At 58.4% G+C, this 18457-nt stretch carries 17 protein-coding genes and 1 tRNA gene; 12 read left to right on the forward strand and 6 right to left on the reverse strand.

Annotation, left to right across the window (positions count from 1 at the left end; genetic code table 11):
- The first annotated feature begins 262 nt into the window (after window positions 1-262).
- Both glcF and DIT71_RS02195 read left to right on the forward strand, forming a co-directional pair.
- On the forward strand, window positions 263-1471 hold the full coding sequence (gene glcF, locus DIT71_RS02190) for a glycolate oxidase subunit GlcF (RefSeq protein ID WP_114611555.1): 1209 nt from the start codon (window positions 263-265) through the stop codon (window positions 1469-1471).
- Between the two features lie 95 nt (window positions 1472-1566).
- Entirely contained in the window at window positions 1567-2007 is a 441-nt protein-coding gene (locus tag DIT71_RS02195) for a DUF4124 domain-containing protein (RefSeq protein ID WP_114611556.1), read from the forward strand.
- 24 nt (window positions 2008-2031) lie between these two features.
- On the opposite strand, the gene DIT71_RS02200 is transcribed toward DIT71_RS02195, so the two are convergent.
- Complete coding sequence (locus DIT71_RS02200) at window positions 2032-3003, reverse strand: calcium/sodium antiporter (protein ID WP_114611557.1); 972 nt, start codon at window positions 3001-3003, stop codon at window positions 2032-2034.
- Window positions 3004-3241: 238 nt separating this feature from the next.
- On the opposite strand from DIT71_RS02200, the gene DIT71_RS02205 reads away from it, so the two are divergent.
- From DIT71_RS02205 to arcC, 4 genes are read left to right on the forward strand one after another with little or no spacing between them, the layout of a single operon-like run.
- The gene (locus tag DIT71_RS02205; protein ID WP_227537905.1) at window positions 3242-4687 is read left to right on the forward strand and encodes a YfcC family protein; all 1446 of its coding nucleotides are present in this window, start codon (window positions 3242-3244) and stop codon (window positions 4685-4687) included.
- A 47-nt stretch (window positions 4688-4734) separates the two neighbouring features.
- Complete coding sequence (locus tag DIT71_RS02210; protein WP_114611559.1) at window positions 4735-5964, forward strand: arginine deiminase; 1230 nt, start codon at window positions 4735-4737, stop codon at window positions 5962-5964.
- 18 nt (window positions 5965-5982) lie between these two features.
- On the forward strand, window positions 5983-6984 hold the full coding sequence (argF, locus tag DIT71_RS02215; protein ID WP_114611560.1) for an ornithine carbamoyltransferase: 1002 nt from the start codon (window positions 5983-5985) through the stop codon (window positions 6982-6984).
- A 29-nt stretch (window positions 6985-7013) separates the two neighbouring features.
- On the forward strand, window positions 7014-7919 hold the full coding sequence (gene arcC, locus DIT71_RS02220) for a carbamate kinase (RefSeq protein ID WP_114611561.1): 906 nt from the start codon (window positions 7014-7016) through the stop codon (window positions 7917-7919).
- Between the two features lie 70 nt (window positions 7920-7989).
- Here the strand turns inward: arcC and DIT71_RS02225 are convergent, their stop codons facing one another.
- Window positions 7990-9270, reverse strand: a complete 1281-nt coding sequence (locus tag DIT71_RS02225) for a PQQ-dependent sugar dehydrogenase (RefSeq protein WP_114611562.1) — start codon at window positions 9268-9270, stop codon at window positions 7990-7992.
- Between the two features lie 287 nt (window positions 9271-9557).
- On the opposite strand from DIT71_RS02225, the gene DIT71_RS02230 reads away from it, so the two are divergent.
- On the forward strand, window positions 9558-10934 hold the full coding sequence (locus DIT71_RS02230; RefSeq protein ID WP_114611563.1) for an NAD-dependent succinate-semialdehyde dehydrogenase: 1377 nt from the start codon (window positions 9558-9560) through the stop codon (window positions 10932-10934).
- A gap of 67 nt (window positions 10935-11001) precedes the next feature.
- Window positions 11002-11739 carry an SDR family oxidoreductase gene (locus DIT71_RS02235; protein WP_114611564.1) on the forward strand — a complete coding sequence of 246 codons (738 nt, stop codon included), beginning with the start codon at window positions 11002-11004 and terminating at the stop codon, window positions 11737-11739.
- 161 nt (window positions 11740-11900) lie between these two features.
- On the opposite strand, the gene DIT71_RS02240 is transcribed toward DIT71_RS02235, so the two are convergent.
- From DIT71_RS02240 to DIT71_RS02255, 4 genes are all read right to left on the reverse strand, one after another.
- A tRNA-Phe gene (locus DIT71_RS02240) sits at window positions 11901-11976 on the reverse strand.
- A 105-nt stretch (window positions 11977-12081) separates the two neighbouring features.
- Entirely contained in the window at window positions 12082-12354 is a 273-nt protein-coding gene (locus DIT71_RS02245) for an oxidative damage protection protein (protein WP_114611565.1), read from the reverse strand.
- Window positions 12355-12406: 52 nt separating this feature from the next.
- The gene (gene mutY / locus DIT71_RS02250) at window positions 12407-13471 is read right to left on the reverse strand and encodes an A/G-specific adenine glycosylase (RefSeq protein ID WP_114611566.1); all 1065 of its coding nucleotides are present in this window, start codon (window positions 13469-13471) and stop codon (window positions 12407-12409) included.
- Window positions 13468-15654 (reverse strand): AsmA family protein, encoded by a 2187-nt coding sequence (locus DIT71_RS02255; RefSeq protein WP_114611567.1) that lies wholly within the window; start codon window positions 15652-15654, stop codon window positions 13468-13470. The genes mutY and DIT71_RS02255 overlap by 4 nt, the downstream gene beginning before the upstream one ends.
- Window positions 15655-15850: 196 nt before the next feature.
- Between DIT71_RS02255 and DIT71_RS02260 the strand changes: the two genes are divergently transcribed.
- The 4 genes from DIT71_RS02260 to hisA all read left to right on the forward strand — a co-directional run bounded on the left by DIT71_RS02260 (window position 15851) and on the right by hisA (window position 18455).
- Window positions 15851-16312 (forward strand): SRPBCC family protein, encoded by a 462-nt coding sequence (locus tag DIT71_RS02260; protein WP_114611568.1) that lies wholly within the window; start codon window positions 15851-15853, stop codon window positions 16310-16312.
- Window positions 16313-16428: 116 nt separating this feature from the next.
- Window positions 16429-17022: an imidazoleglycerol-phosphate dehydratase HisB gene (hisB, locus tag DIT71_RS02265; protein WP_114611569.1), complete on the forward strand. Its 594-nt coding sequence runs from the start codon at window positions 16429-16431 to the stop codon at window positions 17020-17022.
- Between the two features lie 60 nt (window positions 17023-17082).
- On the forward strand, window positions 17083-17724 hold the full coding sequence (hisH, locus tag DIT71_RS02270) for an imidazole glycerol phosphate synthase subunit HisH (protein ID WP_114611570.1): 642 nt from the start codon (window positions 17083-17085) through the stop codon (window positions 17722-17724).
- Window positions 17718-18455 (forward strand): 1-(5-phosphoribosyl)-5-[(5-phosphoribosylamino)methylideneamino]imidazole-4-carboxamide isomerase, encoded by a 738-nt coding sequence (gene hisA, locus DIT71_RS02275; RefSeq protein ID WP_114611571.1) that lies wholly within the window; start codon window positions 17718-17720, stop codon window positions 18453-18455. The genes hisH and hisA overlap by 7 nt, the downstream gene beginning before the upstream one ends.
- Window positions 18456-18457 lie beyond the last annotated feature (2 nt).

The raw sequence follows: 18457 nt of genomic DNA on the forward strand, positions 1-18457 counted from the left end.
ACACGCTCCTTCGGCACATCCATGTGACGCTTGGGCTCCGCCATCCCTGGCTCCGCACAGTTTCGCAAGGGGTGCCCCAGCCGCTCCGCATCGGAACTCGAGTCAGGCGGTCAGCACAAAATCTGAAAGCGGGTGGGGTAGGGGTATCTGAAATTGTGCGGAGCCAGGGATGGCGGAGCCCAAGCGCCCATGGAGGGCTTGAGCGTATTTCAGATACCCCTACCTCACCCGCTCATGCACACAGTTTGATAGCAGGTAAACAATGCAAACCAACCTAGTCCAACAATTCGCCAACACAGCAGAAGGGCAGGAAGCCGAGTCCATCCTGCGAGCCTGCGTCCACTGCGGCTTCTGCACCGCCACCTGCCCGACATATCAGGAGCTGAACGACGAGCGCGATGGCCCCCGCGGCCGCATCTACCTGATGAAAATGTTTCTGGAAGGCGAAGAAGTCACCGAAAAATCCCGTGAGCACCTGGACCGCTGCCTGACCTGCCGCAGCTGCGAAACTACCTGCCCCTCCGGCGTAAAGTACGGTCGCCTGCTCGACATCAGCCGCGGCCTCATGGAACAGGAAATGCCCCGGCCACCCAAAGAACGGTGGATACGCTGGTCACTTGCCCGCGTTCTGCCCAATCGCCAGTTGTTTGGCCTGTTGCTGCGCATGGGCCAGCTCTTCCGCCCCGTGTTGCCGGGAAAGCTGCGCACCAAAGTGCCGCCGAGAAAGCAGGCCAGCCCCTGGCCGGCGGCCAGCCACGAGCGCATCGTGCTGGCCCTGGCCGGTTGCGTTCAGCCTTCCGCAACCCCGAACACCAACGCCGCTGCTGCGCGGGTGCTCGACAGGCTTGGTATCAGCATGGTGGAGGCGCCAGAAGCCGGCTGTTGCGGAGCCGTGAATCATCACCTGTCTGAACACGAAAAGGCCCTGGAAGCCATGCGCCGTAATATCGACGCCTGGTGGCCGGCTATCGACGCCGGTGCAGAAGCCATTATCATGACCGCCTCCGGTTGTGGCGCCATGGTCCAGGAGTATGGCCATTTGTTGAAAGGCGATCCGGTCTACGCCGCCAAGGCACAGAAAGTCAGCGAGCTGACCATTGACCTGGGGGCTTTCCTGCTGAAACAGGACCTGGAAAAACTGGACGTTCCCAAAGGTGCCGGCAAGGTAGCCTTCCACTGCCCCTGCACCCTGCAACACGCCATGCAGCAAAGCGGCGTGGTTGACCAGGTATTGCGCAAAGCGGGAATTGAGCTGGCGGACACCAAAGAGAAGCACCTGTGCTGCGGTTCCGCCGGCACCTACTCGATTCTCCAGCCGGAACTCAGCCAGCGATTGCTGAACAACAAACTCAAGGCCCTGACCGTGGACAGCCCGGACCGCATCGTTACCGCCAACATCGGCTGCCAGATGCACCTGGAAACAAAGGCGAAGGTGCCGGTTCAACACTGGATTGAACTGCTGGACGCCTGACCGGGTGCCCGAATTGAGGCCTGGGCCCCTCACTAGCCTGTGGTTTTGTTTATACTGCTTCTGCCATCAAACAAAACCACAGGGAGTGGAAACCAATGCCATGGAGGCAAGTCGCAGTTTTTGTATCAGTCTTTATCCCCGCCGTTTCGGTAGCAGAGGTATACCGCTGGGTTGACGACCAGGGTGTCGCTCACTTCAGCGACAGGAAGCCCAGTGAAGGTGAGCACGACCAGGTGGAACTGAAACGCCCTTCACTGATTCCCATGCGGGAGAACATTACCCGGGGTAAACGGGTAAGCGCCATCAACGAGCAGGTCAATCGCAGCCTGGAGGCTGGCAGCAGCGACCAGCGGAGGCCATCAGACCGACAGGAAGCCCGCGAACGCAATAACGCCCGCTGCCAGGGCTATCGCAAAAAGCTGGCGCGAATTCACCAGCAACTCAGGGCCGGTTATTCCAACGACCAGGGCAACCGCCTGCGCCGACAACGGCGGGAACTCAGCCAGAAGTTGTCGCGGGAGTGTCTGCTGGGCTGAAGGCGCTCGCCTGTTCGCGCCCGCTCAGGAAGTGAAGGTGGTTGCAATCAGGTAGGCGGTGTAACTCACGAAACAGATGACCAGAAAACCACCCTCAATCCGGTTGATGCGCCCCGGTCTGCGGAAGCCGTAGCCGAGTACGAACAGTAACAACGTCAGGGCAGACATCACCGCGATATCCCGGTAGAACACCTCCGGTGCCACCGCCATCGGGCTGATAGTACCGGCAATGCCCACAACCGCCAGGGTGTTGAACAGGTTTGAACCCAGAATATTGCCCAGAGCAATATCGTGCTCGCCCTTGCGGGCGGCAATAACAGACGATGCCAGCTCCGGAAGGGACGTGCCCACCGCCACTATGGTGAGGCCGATGATCAGGTCGCTCACCCCAAAGCCATGGGCAATCTCAACGGCCCCCCACACCAGGATCCGCGAGCTGACAATAAGCAGCAACAGGCCCGCAATCAGCCACAGCACCGCGGTGCGAAGGGGCATTGAGCGGTGACTCATTTCCTCGGCAATCTCGGCGCCGAGGGCGTCGGATGTCTGGGTCAAGCCCTGGCGGATGGACCAGGCCATTAACAGAAAAAACACGCCCAGCAGCACCATCGCATCCATCAGCGTCAGCTCCCCGTCCCACAACTGCCACGCGGCCAGTGCCGTCACCGCCGCGAGTATTGGCAGCTCCTTGCGCATCACCTGGGAGTTAACGGCTATCGGGCTGATCAGGGCGGTAATGCCCAGGATCAGGGCGATATTGGTAATGTTCGAACCGTAGGCGTTGCCCAACGCCAGGCCCGGATTACCCTGGGTTGCCGCCAGCGCTGATACCACCATCTCCGGCGCGGAAGTGCCGAAACCAACCACCACCATGCCGATCAGCAACGGCGGCATGCCAAAGTATCCGGCCGTCGCTGCGGAACCTTCGACAAATTTGCCGGCACTCCACACCAGAAGTGCGAGGCCCAAAGTAATAGCCAGAAACGAAAGAAGCATGGCAGTTCCCTGAATGCGTTGCGTGTTGGGTAGGGTGGTTAACGGTGTAGGTCATTCTGGTGCGGAAGCATATTAGACGCAAATGTCAGTGCCGCTATCTCAGCAGTTATGCGGATAGCACGTAGTGGCATCATCCGATGGCGAGTTGATGCTGATCACTTTACCTACAGGCGATGACGTTCATACTTGCAGTGATGGATAGCCCCATCAGTAAGCCACTATGGACAGGAGAAGCCTCGTGACTGATGAACCCACTCCCGAAACCAACCCGGAAGAAGATCTGGAAACACGATTTCCTACCGCCTATACCATTCTGTTCCTGCTGATCATTGTGGTCGCAGCGTTAACCTGGATTATTCCCGCCGGCCAATATGAACGTTCCATGAACGAAGAAGTCGGGCGTGAAGTTGCGGTGCCCGGCACCTATGAAACGGTCGACCCCAATCCCCAGGGCTTTGTGGATGTCATGCTGGCACCTACGGCGGGCTTCTACGACCCGGACAGTTATGCGGCCAATGCCATTGATGTTGCCCTGTTCGTATTGTTCCTCGGTGGCTTTCTGGGCGTGATGAACGCCACCGGTGCCATCGACACGGGCATTCGCAGTGCCATGCACCGGCTGGAGGGTCGCGAGATATGGATGATTCCGATACTGATGACGCTGTTTGCACTGGGTGGCACGACCTACGGCATGGCAGAGGAGACTCTGGCATTCTATGCCATTCTGATTCCGGTGATCATTTCGGCAGGGTATGACGCGGTTACCGGGGTCGCCATTATCCTTATCGGAGCCGGTATCGGTGTGCTGGGATCGACCATCAACCCGTTCGCGACGGTTATTGCCTCCAACGCCGCTGACATTCCCTTTACTGACGGCATCGTGCTGCGCTTTGTGCTGCTTGTGGGCGGCCTGGTGATCTGTGCCGGATACGTCATGCGCTATGCCCGGCGGGTAAAGGCGGATCCATCCCGCTCCGTGGTCGCCAGCCAGAGAGACGCCCACCGCAGGATATTCCTCCAGGGCCATGACGAGATGGAAGATTTCGAGCTCACAGGCACCCAAAAAATTGCCCTGGTCATTTTTGCACTCACCTTTATTGTCATGATCTGGGGGGTGTCTTCACAAGGTTGGTGGATGGCCAGAATGGGCGCACTGTTCTTTGGTGCTGCCATCGTGATCGGCATCATCGCCCGGCTGGGTGAGAAAAAGCTGACCAGCAGCTTTGTTGACGGTGCCCGCGACCTTCTCGGTGTGGCGCTGGTTGTGGGGCTGGCCCGGGGCATTGTGGTGATCATGGAACAGGGCATGATTGCCGACACCATCCTGCACAGTGCCGAAACTACCCTGGGCGGGTTGCCGCAACTGGCGTTTATCAACCTGATGTTCTGGATTGAGGTGGGCATGAGTTTCTTCGTGCCGTCCTCCTCCGGGCTGGCTGTGCTTTCCATGCCGATTCTTGCGCCACTGGCGGACTTCGCCAACGTGGGGCGTGATCTGGTGGTCACCGCGTACCAGTCAGCCAACGGGCTGGTGAACCTGATTAATCCCACCTTCGCTGTAGTGGTTGGCGGCCTTGCTATCGGCCGTGTCTCCTACGACCGCTGGCTGGCATTCATCTGGCCGCTGTTACTGATCCTGACCATTTTCATCAGTGCGGTGATCAGTATCGGTGCGTTTCTGTAATCCTTGCTGTAAAGCTATCTGCAACCCAAGGCAAAGGAGCATGCGACATGGCTGAACACACTCTCGGAGTCCATTCCGAAACCGGTACCCTGAGGCAGGTCATCGTCTGCCGCCCCGGGCTTGCCCACAGGCGGCTGACACCGTCCAACTGCGATGAGCTGCTGTTTGACGACGTGTTCTGGGTCAAACAGGCCCAGAAAGACCACGACGTATTCGCCGGGCTGATGCGTGCCCGCGGCGTGGACGTACTGGATGTTAACGAACTACTGGCGGAAACCCTTGATCTTCCCGAAGCCCGGGCCTGGATTCTGGACAACCGGATTACCTGGAACCACATAGGGGTGGGCATGGTGTCGGATCTGCGGGCCTGGATGGATGAGCTTCCCGGCCAGACCCTGGCTGAATTCCTGATCGGTGGCCTGCAAGTGGGGGACTTGCCGTTCGACCCCGCAGGATTGTTCGGCAACCATCTGGGCCCCCACGGGTTCGTGCTGCCGCCGCTGCCAAACTTCCTGTTCACCCGGGACAACAGCGCCTGGATCTATAACGGTGTCACCCTGAATCCCATGTACTGGGCAGCGCGCAAACCGGAAACCCTATTGATGAGTGCGGTCTACCGTTTTCATCCGAAGTTCGCCGGCAGGGTCAATGTGCATTGGGGTGATCCTCTTGAGGATCACGCCCTGGCGAGTCTGGAAGGGGGTGACGTCATGCCGGTTGGCAATGGCGCCGTACTGGTGGGGATGGGGGAACGGTCTTCCCCCCAGGCCATCGGCCAGCTCGCCAGAGCCCTGTTTGCCAACGGCACCGCAGAGCGGGTGATCGCCTGCCAGATTCCCAAGACCCGTTCGGCGATGCACCTGGATACCGTGTTTACCTTCTGCGGAGGCAATGTGGTGACCAGCTTCAAGGAAGTGGCGGATGAAATGGTGTGTTACGACCTGCGGCCGGGCAAAGACGGCAAACACCTGTCGTTTCACCAGGATCCGCGGCCACTGTTCGACGTGGTTGCGGAGGTTCTGGGTTATCCGTCCCTGGAAGTGGTCGCCACCGGCGGGGATACCCCGGCCGAGCGGGAGCGGGAGCAGTGGAATGATGGCAATAACGTACTGGCACTTAGCCCCGGTGTGGTCATCGGGTACGACCGTAACGACGACACCAACGCAGCCCTGGAAGCGGCCGGTATAGAAGTACTCGCCATCCCCGGTGCAGAGCTGGGGCGGGGCAGGGGCGGTGGCCGCTGCATGAGCTGCCCGACAATACGAGACGCAGTCTGATAAGGAAGGAGCAGAACCATGGCTTTCAATCTCAAGAACCGACATTTCCTGACCCTGCGGGATTTTACACCCCGGGAAATCAGTTTTCTGCTGAAGCTTTCCGCCGACCTGAAAACCGCCAAATACGCCGGCACCGAAGTGCCCCAGTTACAGGGCAAGGACATTGCGCTGATCTTCGAAAAGAATTCCACCCGAACCCGCGTTGGGTTCGAGGTTGCGGCGTTTGATCAGGGCGCCCGGGTTACCTATCTGGGGCCCACAGGTACCCATATCGGGCATAAGGAGTCAGTGAAAGATACCGCCCGGGTGCTGGGCCGGGTCTATGACGCCATCGAGTACCGTGGCTTTGGCCAGGAAGTGGTCGAGGAGCTGGCCAGGTATGCCGGCGTGCCGGTCTATAACGGATTGACCAACCAATTCCATCCCACGCAGATACTGGCGGACTTCCTGACCATGCAGGAAAACGTGGAAAAACCCCTGCGGGATGTGGCGTTTGTGTTCATCGGGGATGCCGCCAACAACATGGGCGACAGCCTGCTGATTGGCGGTGCCAAGATGGGAATGGACGTGCGCCTGTGTGCGCCCACGGCCTGTTGGCCTGGCGAGGCCATCCAGAAGGAGGCCGAGGCCATTGCCAGTGAAACCGGCGCGCGGATCATGATCACCGAGGATACTGACGCCGCGGTGGCGGGCGTGGATTTCGTCTATACCGACGTTTGGGTGTCCATGGGCGAGCCCAAGGAGAAGTGGGCTGAGCGGATCAAACTGTTGCAGCCCTACCAGGTCAACGCAGCACTGATTGAGAAAACCGGCAACCCGCGAGTCAGGTTCATGCATTGCCTGCCGGCGTTTCATAACACCGAGACCACCGTGGGCAAGCAGATGCAGGCTGAGTTCGGTATTGACGCCATGGAGGTCACCGAAGACGTCTTCGAGAGCCCCGCCTCCATCGTGTTTGATCAGGCCGAGAACCGCATGCACACCATCAAGGCGGTACTCGTTGCCACCCTCGGAAACTGACTTGAGATGCCTGATAGGAGGAATCTGACATGCTTGTCGTCGCTGCTCTTGGTGGCAATGCCCTGTTGCGGCGCGGTGAACCGCTGACCGCAGAGGCTCAACGCGCCAATGTAAAAATTGCCGCTGACTCACTGGCGGAAATCGTCCGCGCCGGCCACCGGCTGGTCATCACCCATGGCAATGGCCCCCAGGTTGGTTTGCTGGCGCTGCAGGGCGCTGCCTACAAGCCGGAGGAGGCCTATCCGCTGGACGTGCTGGGCGCCGAAACCGAAGGCATGATCGGCTATATCATTGAACAGGAGCTGGAAAACGCCCTGGAACATGACCGGCCAGTGGCAACCCTGCTCACTCAGGTGCTGGTGGACAAGGACGATCCCGCCTTCAAAAAACCGACAAAATTTGTCGGGCCGGTGTATGAAAAGCAAGAGGCCGAAACCAAAGCCGAGGCGGCAGGCTGGCAGATCGCCCAGGATGGTGACAAATGGCGAAGAGTTGTGCCTTCGCCCAGCCCCCTGGAAATTCCCGACATGCGGGTGCTCAAACTGCTGCTGGAGCAGGACGTTGTGGTGATCTGCGCCGGAGGCGGCGGCATCCCCATCCTGCGCCGGGACGATGGCAGCATGATCGGTGTGGAAGCTGTGATCGATAAGGACGCCGCCAGCGCGCTGCTGGCCAGTCAACTGAAGGCCGATGCACTGCTGCTGCTCACCGATGTAGACGCCATCTACCGTGATTTTGGCAAGGACACCGCGGCACCAATCCCTGAACTGACCCTTGAGGAAGCCCGGGATCTGGACCTGCCGGCTGGCTCCATGGGGCCGAAAATGGCGGCAGCGGGCAATTTTGCCGAAAGCGGCGGCATCAGTGGTATCGGCAGGCTGGAGGATGCGCTGGCGATTCTCGAGCGCAGGGCAGGCACCTGCGTTGTCAGGTAGGCTAACGGTCTGACCAGGATACTAATTGATAAAAGCAGCACTGCCTTCGGGCAGTGCTGCTCGGGCAGGCTCAGTTGGGAGTTAGCCGGTAGATCTGACCTTCATCCACCGCTGTAAACAGATCACCCTCTGGCCCGACGACCAGTGCGCGGAAGCGTGCCGAGCCCTCAGGCACCGGCATTTCGACAACATCCCCTACGGAAGTGGCGTCCTTCTCAAGGTCGATCACATTGATCCGCTGGCCGACAGGTGTTCCCCCGAAACCGATGCCCAGGAAACTGACAACCAGGTCACCATTCCAGTCACCCCATTTCTCGCCGGTCAGGAAGGCAGCACTGCTGATGCCCTGGGAGAGACCATTGTTGTCCCATATGGGTGTCATGGCGTCAGGGTAGGTTTCGGTATCCGTCATTGGCATGTACTCAGCCCGTTTTTCCGGATCCATACCCTCGTTCTGATTCGGCTGATAACCGCAGTAGTCATCCGGGCAATCGTCCCGTCCGGCCATGTTTGGACGTGGATCCCAGCCGCTGTTGGCGCCAGGCACCAACGCGTTGATCTCGTCCGTATGCCAGGGGCCATGTTCGGTTATGATCGGCTGAGAGCTTTCCGGGTGAAAGGCAAGGCCCTGAACATTGCGGTGACCATAGGTAAAGATCCTGGGATCAAAGCCTTCCGGTGTCGCTTCCGCGTTACCGGGAGCCGCCTCGCCATCTCTGTCGATACGTAACACCTTGCCGCCAAGCTTGGTCCCGGACTGGGGTAACGCGCTGTTGTGATTGTCGCCGGTGGGCACATACAGATAGCCATCCGGGCCGAAGCGGATGCGGCCGCCATTGTGCGCACCAGCATCGCCGAACGGATGATCAGTGGCAGCTTCCTTGTATGGAATGTCCTCGACAATATCCGTGCGGTCGGAGGCCTCACTGAGATCACTGTTCACCGTCAGCCGGAGCACCCGGTTGGTCGGCGGGCTGCTCATCCGGGATGCCGAGTAGACGTAGACCATGCGGTTGTCAGCGAAGTCGGGATCGACCGCAACACCGTTCATCCCGGCCTGGCCCTCACAGGCAAGATCGTCCGCCTTGGTGGCGTAGCCTTCGGAGTCTCTCATTCCCAACAGGTTGTTAACGCTGCCATCGGGCAGCCTTACCGACAGGCCTTTACACTTCTCAGTGAAAAACATGGTCCCATCCGGGAGGAAAGCCATATCCCACGGACTTTCAAGACCGGATAGCACCGTGCTCTGTTCAAGATCAGGGGTTTCGGCGTTTGCGACGACAGGCAAACCGGCAATCAGTGCAGAGGCGGCAAACGCGCCAAGCGCCCGCCCGGGTAGTTTATTAGGCATTGCAAATTACTCCCATCATTGTTGTTTGTTTGTTTCCAATCTGTGCGAGTTAAATGAATGGCCGTTCATCAGAATGAGTGTAGATCTACCGGTTGATTGGTCAAGTTTTGTTCAGCAAAGTCGTCGCGTATTTACGCTTTGCTATACAGGTTGAACCGAAGAGCCTTACTTTTCTTACATTGAGCGGTGAGCGTTCGCTATCGAACAGACAGAGTCCTCCAGCGGCACGAGACTTGGGCAAGGTTAGCGCCAGCCGCGCTTTCCCATCAGACCCCGAAGGAGCGACCATGTCGACAGTCACCACCATTAATCCTGCGACCGGAAAAGAAATTCAGAGCTACGACATCATGACCGAAAAGCAGGCCACGGATCGGCTTGAAGCCTGCCATGCGGCGTTTCTGCAATGGCGTGAACTGACCCATCAGGAACGGGGGCCCTATCTCAGGAAGATTGGCCAGAAATTGCGCGACAATGCCGATGAGTTGGCTGCCTTGATGACCAGCGAAACCGGCAAGCTCCTGAAAGACGGGCACGTTGAGGTAGAACTCTGTGCAGCGATCTTCGACTACACCGCTGAAAACGGGCCCGAAGCGCTGGCCGATGAGGAGCGGGAGCAGGGTCTCAACGGCAAGCGCGGCGTCGTCAGCTATCAGCCCATTGGTGTCATCTATTCGATCCAGCCCTGGAACTTTCCCATCTACCAGCCAGTTCGCGTACTGGCGGCAAATCTGATGGCAGGCAACGGCTGTGTTCTGAAACATGCCAGCATCTGTACCGGATCCGGCCTGCGCCTGCGGGAATTATGCATCGAGGCAGGCCTGCCCGAGGATCTGTTTCAGGTCATCGTGATCGACCACGACACCAGCGACAAGCTGATTGAACATCCTAAAGTACGTGGTGTCACGCTGACCGGCAGCGACGGGGCCGGGCGACATGTCGGTGCTCTGGCCGCTAAAGCACTGAAAAAGACGGTGCTGGAGCTGGGGTCGAACGACGCCTACCTGGTGCTGGAGGATGCCGACATCGAAACCGCCGTGAAGTTTTCGGTCATGGGCCGGCTTTACAACAACGGAGAGACCTGCATTTCCGCCAAGCGGTTCATCGTGACCGACAAGGTCTATGACGCTTTCGTCGACGGGTTCGTGGCTCAAATGAAAGACATCACCATGGGTGACCCCACGGATAAGAACACCCAGCTTGGCCCGCTTTCCAGCCAGGACCAGTTTGACACTGTTAAAGAGCAGGTGGAGACCAGCGTCGCCAGGGGTGCAAAAATCCTCTGCGGTGGCGAAGTGCCTGACCGCACGGGGGCCTATTACCCCTCCACGGTACTGGCCGACCTCGCGCCCGGAATGCCAGCCTACGACGATGAAATCTTCGGGCCTGTGGCATCGGTCATCCGCGCCAGGGACGACGAGGACGCCATGCGGCTGGCCAATGAAAGTCGCTATGGTCTGGGCGGCGGTATCTTTTCCAGGGACGAAGAGCGTGCCCTGAAACTGGCCCGTGATTATTTCGACACTGGCATGATCCGCATCAACTCGTTCGGCGCCGCTGATCCGAATATGCCCTTTGGCGGAGTCAAGAATTCCGGGTACGGACGTGAGCACGGTGGCTTTGGCATGAAGGAATTCGTCAACGTAAAGGCTATTTTCCTGCCGTGATCATCCGCGCTGCCGGCGTAACGCACGGCTGGAAACACTCAATCATTCATTTTTACAGGAGAAACCCATGTCAGAAATCAATGGCAAGGTTGTAATCATCACCGGCGCCAGCAGTGGTCTCGGTAAAGCCACTGCCCACCGCCTGGCCAAGGGTGGCGCCAAGCTGGTGCTTGCTGCCCGGCGCGAGGAACGCCTTGTGGAGCTGCGTGACGCTATCAAGGAACAGGGCGGTGACGCCATTTACCAGGTGACCGACGTTACCGACCGGGATCAGCTTGAGTCGCTGGCAAAGGCGGCGAAGGAAGCCTTCGGCCGCATCGACGTACTGGTCAACAACGCAGGCCTGATGCCGCTATCGCCGCTTGATGAACTCAAGGTCGATGAGTGGGACAAGATGATCGACGTTAACATCCGGGGCGTGCTCTATGGCATCGCCGCCGTGCTGCCGACCATGCGCGAGCAGCATGTTGGCCACATCATCAATCTCTCGTCAGTCGCCGGGCATAAGGTCTTTCCCGCGTCTGCAGTCTACTCTGCAACCAAGTATGCGGTGAGGGCGATATCCGAAGGCCTTCGCCAGGAAGGTGACGGGGAAATCCGCTCCACCAATATCTCGCCGGGGGCGGTAGCCACCGAGCTGACCAGTAAAATCAGCGACCCCGATACTGCTAAGGGTGTGGACGAGATGTACGAGGACGCCATCGACGCCGATGCGATTGCGCGGGCGATTACCTACGCCATCGAACAGCCGGCTGATGTCGATGTCAACGAGATTATCATCCGCCCCACCAAACAGCCGCTCTAACCGGATAGCCCAAAGCCTCCAGGGTATCTTGGGGGCCATGGTTGCAATCGATCCGGAGTCGGGCTGCGCAGTTTTTCAGGAATTGCCAATATGTCGCTTACTTACTTGAATTCCAGAAACAACAAAGCCCGCTAAAAAGCGGGCTAAGTCATTGAATCTTATGGTGCCCGGAGGCGGAATCGAACCACCGACACGGGGATTTTCAATCCCCTGCTCTACCAACTGAGCTATCCGGGCGCGTTGCGGTACTGCTGTGCAACGGGGCGCTATTAAACCGGTTTAGGTTGCCCGAGTCAAGGCTGATCCGGGAAAATTTTTGCAGGCGCTTCCATGGCTTGGGTCCTACTTTTCCGGCGGTACATAGCCCTCGGCCTTGTCGAACGGCTCGTTGTTAAAAAAGCGCTCCATCTGCGCCTGCAGATATTTTCGTGTGTTCGGGTCCATCAGGCTGAGGTGCTTTTCGTTGATCAGCATGGTCTGCTGGGCCTGCCATTCTTCCCAGGCTTTCTTGCTGACATTTTCGTAGATGTCCTGGCCTTTTTTGCCCGGCATCGGCGGGAAGTCCAGGCCTTCAAGCTCTTCCTGAAATTTGCGACAGAATACGGTGCGGCTCATGTCTGCTCCTGTTTGGAGGTGGTGTTGCTGAATCTGCAGGAATGATAACAGATCAAAGCAGGACGGTTTGTTCCGGTAAGGTCAGCAGGGTGCGGATAGGTGCCGGTAGGCCGAGGGTGAGGGCTTTGTCCGGGTGGATCCATTGATGGTTTTCCATATCCTTCACCTGCGAGGAGCTGTGCACAGTCAGTCGTGCCGGCTGGATATGCAGGTAGTAGTGGCTGAACGTATGACGGAAACCGCTGGTGAGTTCCGGCTCGCTGCAGTTGAACCCAAAGGCTTCTTCGCAAGCCTCAGGCAGCTCTTCCGGGCTGTAGGCAGGGTCCATTTCCGGCAGGCTCCATAAGCCGCCCCAGATGCCGCTGGGCGGTCTGCGTTCCAGCAGGATGCGGCCTTCGTGATCTTCCAGTATCACCATCCAGGTGGTCTTCTCGGGTTTGCTCTTTTTGGGTTTTGAGGCGGGATAAAGGCCGGTCTCGCCTTTTGCGTAGGCTTCGCATCCGGCTTGCAGCGGACAGCTTGGGCAGGCCGGGCGGCTGCGGGTACACACCATGGCACCCAGGTCCATGATGGCCTGGGTGTAGTCGCGTATGCGTTCATCGGGGGTGTGTTCTTCCGCGCGCTGCCACAGCTGGTTCAACACGCTGGTTTTTCCGGGCCAGCCGGCGATCGCATGGTAGCGGGCCAGAACCCGCTTGACGTTACCGTCCAGTATGGCAGCCCGCTGCTGATGGGCCTGGGCCAAAATCGCAGCCGCAGTGGAGCGACCAATGCCCGGAAGTGCCTGCAGCTGGTCCTGGCTCCCGGGAAACTGACCCTCGTGTTCCTCGACCACCTGCTGCGCAGCCTTTTGCAGATTGCGGGCGCGGGCATAGTAACCAAGCCCTGACCAGTGGCTGAGCACGTCATCGACCGGCGCCCTGGCCAGTACCCCTATATCCGGGAAGCGCGCCATGAAGGCTTCGAAGTAGGGGATAACGGTGGTGACCTGGGTCTGCTGCAGCATGATTTCCGAAACCCATACGCGGTAAGGATTTCGGTCATGGTGCCAGGGCAGGTCGTGCCTGCCGTTTTCGTCGTACCAGGCCAGAAGCTTGCGGGCAAAGCTGTCGGTCATTGGCCGAACAGACCCTTCAGGGCGTCTTTCACCTGATCGCCGCCCTGTTCGCCCAGTTTTTCCTTGAGCTTCTCGGAAACCTTTTCTTCCGCTTTGGCCTTTGCCTCGTCTACTTCTTCCCGGGCCTTGGCTTTTGCTGCGTTGGCGGCGATGGTCTTCAATGTGTCGCGGAAGCGTGAGCCGTCAAAGGAGCACAGGCCAGCGGGGTCCTCAGCGAAGTCGCCACGGCACTCAACCGGGATGACAACGTTTTCCACCACTTCGGTTACCCGGCAGGCTTCATCCCGGTGAATTTCGCCGACAATGCGCAGACCAATTTCATAGTCCAGATCGGAGGCTGCCAGATCGACGGTGCCGTCGCCTTCCAGTCTCATGCCCGCGAGGGCGGCTACCAGATCGGTGTTGTTAAGGGTATTGCCGTCGATCCTGATGGTGCCCTTCATGTCGTTGAATGGGGTGCTGGTTCCCCAGTCTGAGGTGGTCAGGCTTTCCTGGTTGACCATGGCAATACCCTGGCAGGCCATGCGGGTGAGGTTCATCCGGGTGAATTCGCCCTCGGCCAGGTTGAAGTTGATCTCACCGTTGGCGTTGTTGCGCAGGGCGGAGATGCGGTTGCCGGTGGTTTTGACATTCACATCGATATTGGCGCCGCCGGATAGCATATCCACCTCGGCCAGGTCGGTCAGCAGGGGCAGGGTCTGGACATTGTTGATATCCTTGGTGATTGTCCATTGCGGGTTGTCAGAGCGGGCATCCAGGGTAACATTGGCCCCGAATGAGCCGTCATAGAGCTTGCCGCTGAAATCCTCCACTTTGAGTATGCCGTTGTTTGCGGTGATCACCGATTTGATCTCGCTGATGGTGAGGTTGCTGACAATCAGCTCACCCAGACCGAGGTTGATATCCAGTACCAGCGACCGAAGCGTTTCCAGTGGCAGCAGATCACCTTCTTCCGCCGAACCGCCTCCTTGTGGCGATTCTTCAGCCGTGGATTCTGCATCTTCCTCGCTGGCGGGCGGAAGGTAGCGGTCGACATTGATGGCATCGCCCTGCAGGTCCAGACCGACGGCGCTGTTGGCGAGGGCATAGCTCGCGCTGCCCTGGAATGTGGTGTCGTCCAGGGTGATGGCGAGGTCTCTGAGCTCCACGGTGCCGGCAGGGCCGCCAATAGAGGTGGAGAAGGCAACAGCCTTCATTACGTCCGGGTCCTCGGTTTCAATGGCCGGCTGGCCCAGCGCCGCGAACAGGGCTTTGAGGGAGAATTCGTCAATACTGACACTGCCGTCAAGTTGGGGCTGGTCGCCAAAGCCGTTAACCGACAGGTCAGTGTTCAACGTAAGATCGGCCAGGCTGGCGGTAAAGCTGCTGAGGGTTGCGGTTTCGTTCTCCAGGTTGGCTTCCAGGGAACCTGCGAGCTCGGCACGAACGGATTCTCCACCGAATGGTTCACCGCTCATGTCAAAGACTGCTTCGAGGCCGGATACAGCAAATTCATTCAGTGCTTCGTTGGCCGCAAGGCGGGCACTGATATCGCCGTCAACTTCAAACTGGGGCTGGTTGGTGGCAAACCGGAACGCCACGTTCAACGGGAAGCTGGAACCCAGGGTAATTTCGCTGGCGGTCAGGGTGAAGTCTTCCAGGGTGAAGGCCTGGCCGGTGCCTCTGTCTACATAGTGAATGCTGGCATTGCTGATTTCCACGCTCTGCACATTGAAGTCAAGCGGCTCGCTGTCTCCGGTGCTTTCTTCCGCCGTTTCCTGTTGTGGGGGCTGTTCCGGCTCTGGCTGCGCTTCACCTTCGGGCATGATCCGTGTCCAGTTGCCGGTTCCCTCCTCATCTACAGAAAGGTTGGCGTCCAGACCGCTCAACACAAACGTATCTACGCGGGGCGACATGGTTACCAGGGACCAGAAGCTGACTCGGGCCACCAGTTGCTCCAGACGAACAAGGCGCTCCTCTTCCAGGGTTGCCTCAACGTCATTGAGCTCCAGCCCCAGAGGGATGAAAGACCAGCCAATGTTGCCGGCCAGGATCAGGTCGAGGTTGGTGGTGTCTTCAACCACTTTCTCTATTTGTGGCTTGTAGGTGTTGGGGTCAATGACAGCGATGGCGACGGCTACGGCCGCAATGGCAAGGATGATCAGGCCGACAATGGCGAGAGCCACATAACGAACAGCTTTCATGATTCTGGCGTCCTTCCGTTAATTCATGTCCGGTTTCTAGGCGGGTTGTTAGCCCAAGCATAACCCAGGGGTAACAAAATAAAAGCCTGGATGTATGACAATACGTTAGTGATCAGCCAAAATAGGCACCTTATATGCACAGCATCTTTATACAGCAACGTAATGCGCGTCTTACAACGATAAAAAGGAGCAAGCAGTGGCTATTACTGTCTCTATTGAGCTGAACCGTGAACTGGACCTTCCGGCCGGGTATGACAAGGTGTTTGATCTTCTTGCAGATGTTCCGGCGTCAGCCAGCCACTTCCCCAAGGTCCACAATCTGGTGGATCTGGGCGACAACACCTACCGCTGGGAGATGGAAAAGGTAGGGGTAGACAAGCACGCCATCCAGTCCGTCTATGCCTGTAAGTATTACGCCGACAGAGAGAACGGAAAAATCACCTGGGAACCGGTGAAGGGCGAAGGTAATGGCGTGGTAAAAGGCTCCTGGACGCTCAAGGCAAAAGACGACAGCACCACCTCGGTAAAATTCCAGACCAGCGCCCAGCTGACGGTGCCGCTGCCGAGTCTGCTGAAGCTGGCGATCAGCCCGGTGATAAAGCACGAGTTCAACAGCCTGGTGGACACCTACATGAAGAACCTGAAAAAAGCGGTCTGATGACGCCTGCAGCTATCACCATCATGAAGGCCGTTACGGGACGCGGGAAACGATAGAAGGTATAATGCGCTCAGACACATTTCCGGCAGTTGCCGATTGATGACTATGGAGTCACCATGGCCGAACGCAAGGCTCGGGTAGAAAGAAATACCCTGGAAACCCAGATCACCGTTGAAATCGATCTTGATGGCACTGGCAAGTCCAGTTTTGATACCGGTGTGCCCTTCCTTGAGCACATGATGGACCAGATTGCCCGCCACGGTCTGGTGGACCTGAACATCGTCTCCAAGGGCGACCTGCACATAGACGACCATCACACCGTGGAAGATATCGGCATCACCCTGGGCCAGGCCTTCAGGCAGGCGGTAGGTGACAAGAAGGGCATCCGTCGATATGGTCACGCTTACGTGCCGCTGGACGAGGCCCTGTCCCGCGTGGTGATCGACCTGTCCGGTCGCCCGGGCCTGATGATGGACGTGCCCTATACCCGGGGAGCGGTAGGTGGTTTCGATGTGGATCTGTTTGAAGAGTTTTTCCACGGCTTTGTAAACCATTCCTTTGTGACCCTGCACATCGACAATCTGAAGGGCAAGAATACCCACCATCAGATTGAAACCGTGTTCAAGGCATTCGGTCGCGCCCTGCGCATGGCTATCGAAATGGACGAGCGCATGGCGGGCATCACCCCGTCCACGAAGGGGTCGCTGTAAGCGGCCCCGGGCCAAGATCGACGTCAAGACAGAAACCACGATTCAGGAAGTCTCTCCCCGATGAAAACCGTTGCCATTATCGACTACGGCATGGGTAACCTTCATTCCGTCAGCAAGGCGGTTGAACACGTAGCGCCGGATATCCGCGTGCTGGTCACCGACAACGCCGACCTGATCCGCGATGCCGACCGTGTCATCCTGCCGGGCGTTGGCGCCATCCGCGACTGCATGGCGGAAATCCGCCGCCTGGGTATCGATAACCTGGTGCGGGAAGTATCCACTGACCGGCCTTTGCTGGGCATCTGTGTGGGTATGCAGGCGCTGATGTCCCGCAGTGAGGAAAACGGCTGGGTGGATTGCATTGACCTGTTCCAGTCAGAAGTCCGCTTTTTCGGCGATAACCTCATCGAAAACGGCGAGCGCCTGAAAGTGCCCCACATGGGCTGGAACGAAGTTCACCAGACCATGGATCACCCGCTCTGGCACGACATTCCGGACGGCGACCGCTTCTATTTTGTGCACAGCTATTACGCCGAAGCGGACGGCAACCCGGACATCGCCGGCCGTACCCATTACGGCGTCGACCTGGCCGCCGCCGTGGCGAGAGACAACATATTTGCAGTGCAGTTTCACCCGGAGAAAAGCGCAAGGGCGGGACTGCAATTACTGAAAAACTTTACCAACTGGACTGGAAAATGCTGATTATCCCGGCCATAGACTTGAAAGACGGCAAATGCGTGAGACTGCGCCAGGGCCGCATGGACGACTCCACTGTTTTCGGTGACGACCCTGTAGACATGGCCACCCGCTGGGTGGATGCCGGTGCCCGCCGCCTGCATCTGGTGGACCTGAACGGTGCCTTTGCCGGTGAGCCGGTCAACGGCGAGATCGTCCAGGCCATTGCCCGCAAATACCCGGACCTGCCGATCCAGATTGGCGGCGGCATCCGCTCCGCCGAAACCATTGAGGCCTATCTCAAAGCGGGTGTTCAGTGGGTGATCATTGGTACCAAGGCGGTGAAAGAGCCCGAATTCGTCACCGAGATGTGCAGGAGATTCCCGGGCCATATCATCGTCGGCCTGGACGCCAAAGACGGCCGCGTTGCTACCGATGGCTGGGCGGAAGTATCCGAAGTCATGGCAACTGACCTGGCCAGACGCTTCGCCAACGACGGTGTGGAAGCGATCGTTTACACCGATATCAGCCGCGACGGCATGATGCAAGGTGTTAATGTGGAGGCTACCGCCGCGCTCGCGGAAGAAGGCGGCATTCCCGTCATCGCTTCCGGAGGCGTAACCAACATGGATGACCTAAAAAGGCTGGCTACCGTGGCCGACAAGGGCATCCTCGGTGCCATCACCGGCCGGGCCATCTACGAAGGCACCCTCGATGTGGCCGAAGCCCAGGCCTTTTGCGACAGCCTGAAGGGGTAGGA

Source organism: Marinobacter vulgaris (assembly GCF_003344045.1).
In the GTDB taxonomy this organism is placed as follows: Bacteria; Pseudomonadota; Gammaproteobacteria; order Pseudomonadales; family Oleiphilaceae; genus Marinobacter; species Marinobacter vulgaris.

What these genes read in the sequence shown, in the direction of transcription:
- glcF (WP_114611555.1), top strand. Translation starts at nt 263, where the DNA reads ATGCAAACCAACCTAGTCCAACAATTCGCCAACACAGCAGAAGGGCAG.
- DIT71_RS02195 (WP_114611556.1), top strand. Translation starts at nt 1,567, where the DNA reads ATGCCATGGAGGCAAGTCGCAGTTTTTGTATCAGTCTTTATCCCCGCC.
- DIT71_RS02200 (WP_114611557.1), bottom strand. Translation starts at nt 3,003, where the DNA reads ATGCTTCTTTCGTTTCTGGCTATTACTTTGGGCCTCGCACTTCTGGTG.
- DIT71_RS02210 (WP_114611559.1), top strand. Translation starts at nt 4,735, where the DNA reads ATGGCTGAACACACTCTCGGAGTCCATTCCGAAACCGGTACCCTGAGG.
- argF (WP_114611560.1), top strand. Translation starts at nt 5,983, where the DNA reads ATGGCTTTCAATCTCAAGAACCGACATTTCCTGACCCTGCGGGATTTT.
- arcC (WP_114611561.1), top strand. Translation starts at nt 7,014, where the DNA reads ATGCTTGTCGTCGCTGCTCTTGGTGGCAATGCCCTGTTGCGGCGCGGT.
- DIT71_RS02225 (WP_114611562.1), bottom strand. Translation starts at nt 9,270, where the DNA reads ATGCCTAATAAACTACCCGGGCGGGCGCTTGGCGCGTTTGCCGCCTCT.
- DIT71_RS02230 (WP_114611563.1), top strand. Translation starts at nt 9,558, where the DNA reads ATGTCGACAGTCACCACCATTAATCCTGCGACCGGAAAAGAAATTCAG.
- DIT71_RS02235 (WP_114611564.1), top strand. Translation starts at nt 11,002, where the DNA reads ATGTCAGAAATCAATGGCAAGGTTGTAATCATCACCGGCGCCAGCAGT.
- DIT71_RS02245 (WP_114611565.1), bottom strand. Translation starts at nt 12,354, where the DNA reads ATGAGCCGCACCGTATTCTGTCGCAAATTTCAGGAAGAGCTTGAAGGC.
- mutY (WP_114611566.1), bottom strand. Translation starts at nt 13,471, where the DNA reads ATGACCGACAGCTTTGCCCGCAAGCTTCTGGCCTGGTACGACGAAAAC.
- DIT71_RS02255 (WP_114611567.1), bottom strand. Translation starts at nt 15,654, where the DNA reads ATGAAAGCTGTTCGTTATGTGGCTCTCGCCATTGTCGGCCTGATCATC.
- hisB (WP_114611569.1), top strand. Translation starts at nt 16,429, where the DNA reads ATGGCCGAACGCAAGGCTCGGGTAGAAAGAAATACCCTGGAAACCCAG.
- hisH (WP_114611570.1), top strand. Translation starts at nt 17,083, where the DNA reads ATGAAAACCGTTGCCATTATCGACTACGGCATGGGTAACCTTCATTCC.
- hisA (WP_114611571.1), top strand. Translation starts at nt 17,718, where the DNA reads ATGCTGATTATCCCGGCCATAGACTTGAAAGACGGCAAATGCGTGAGA.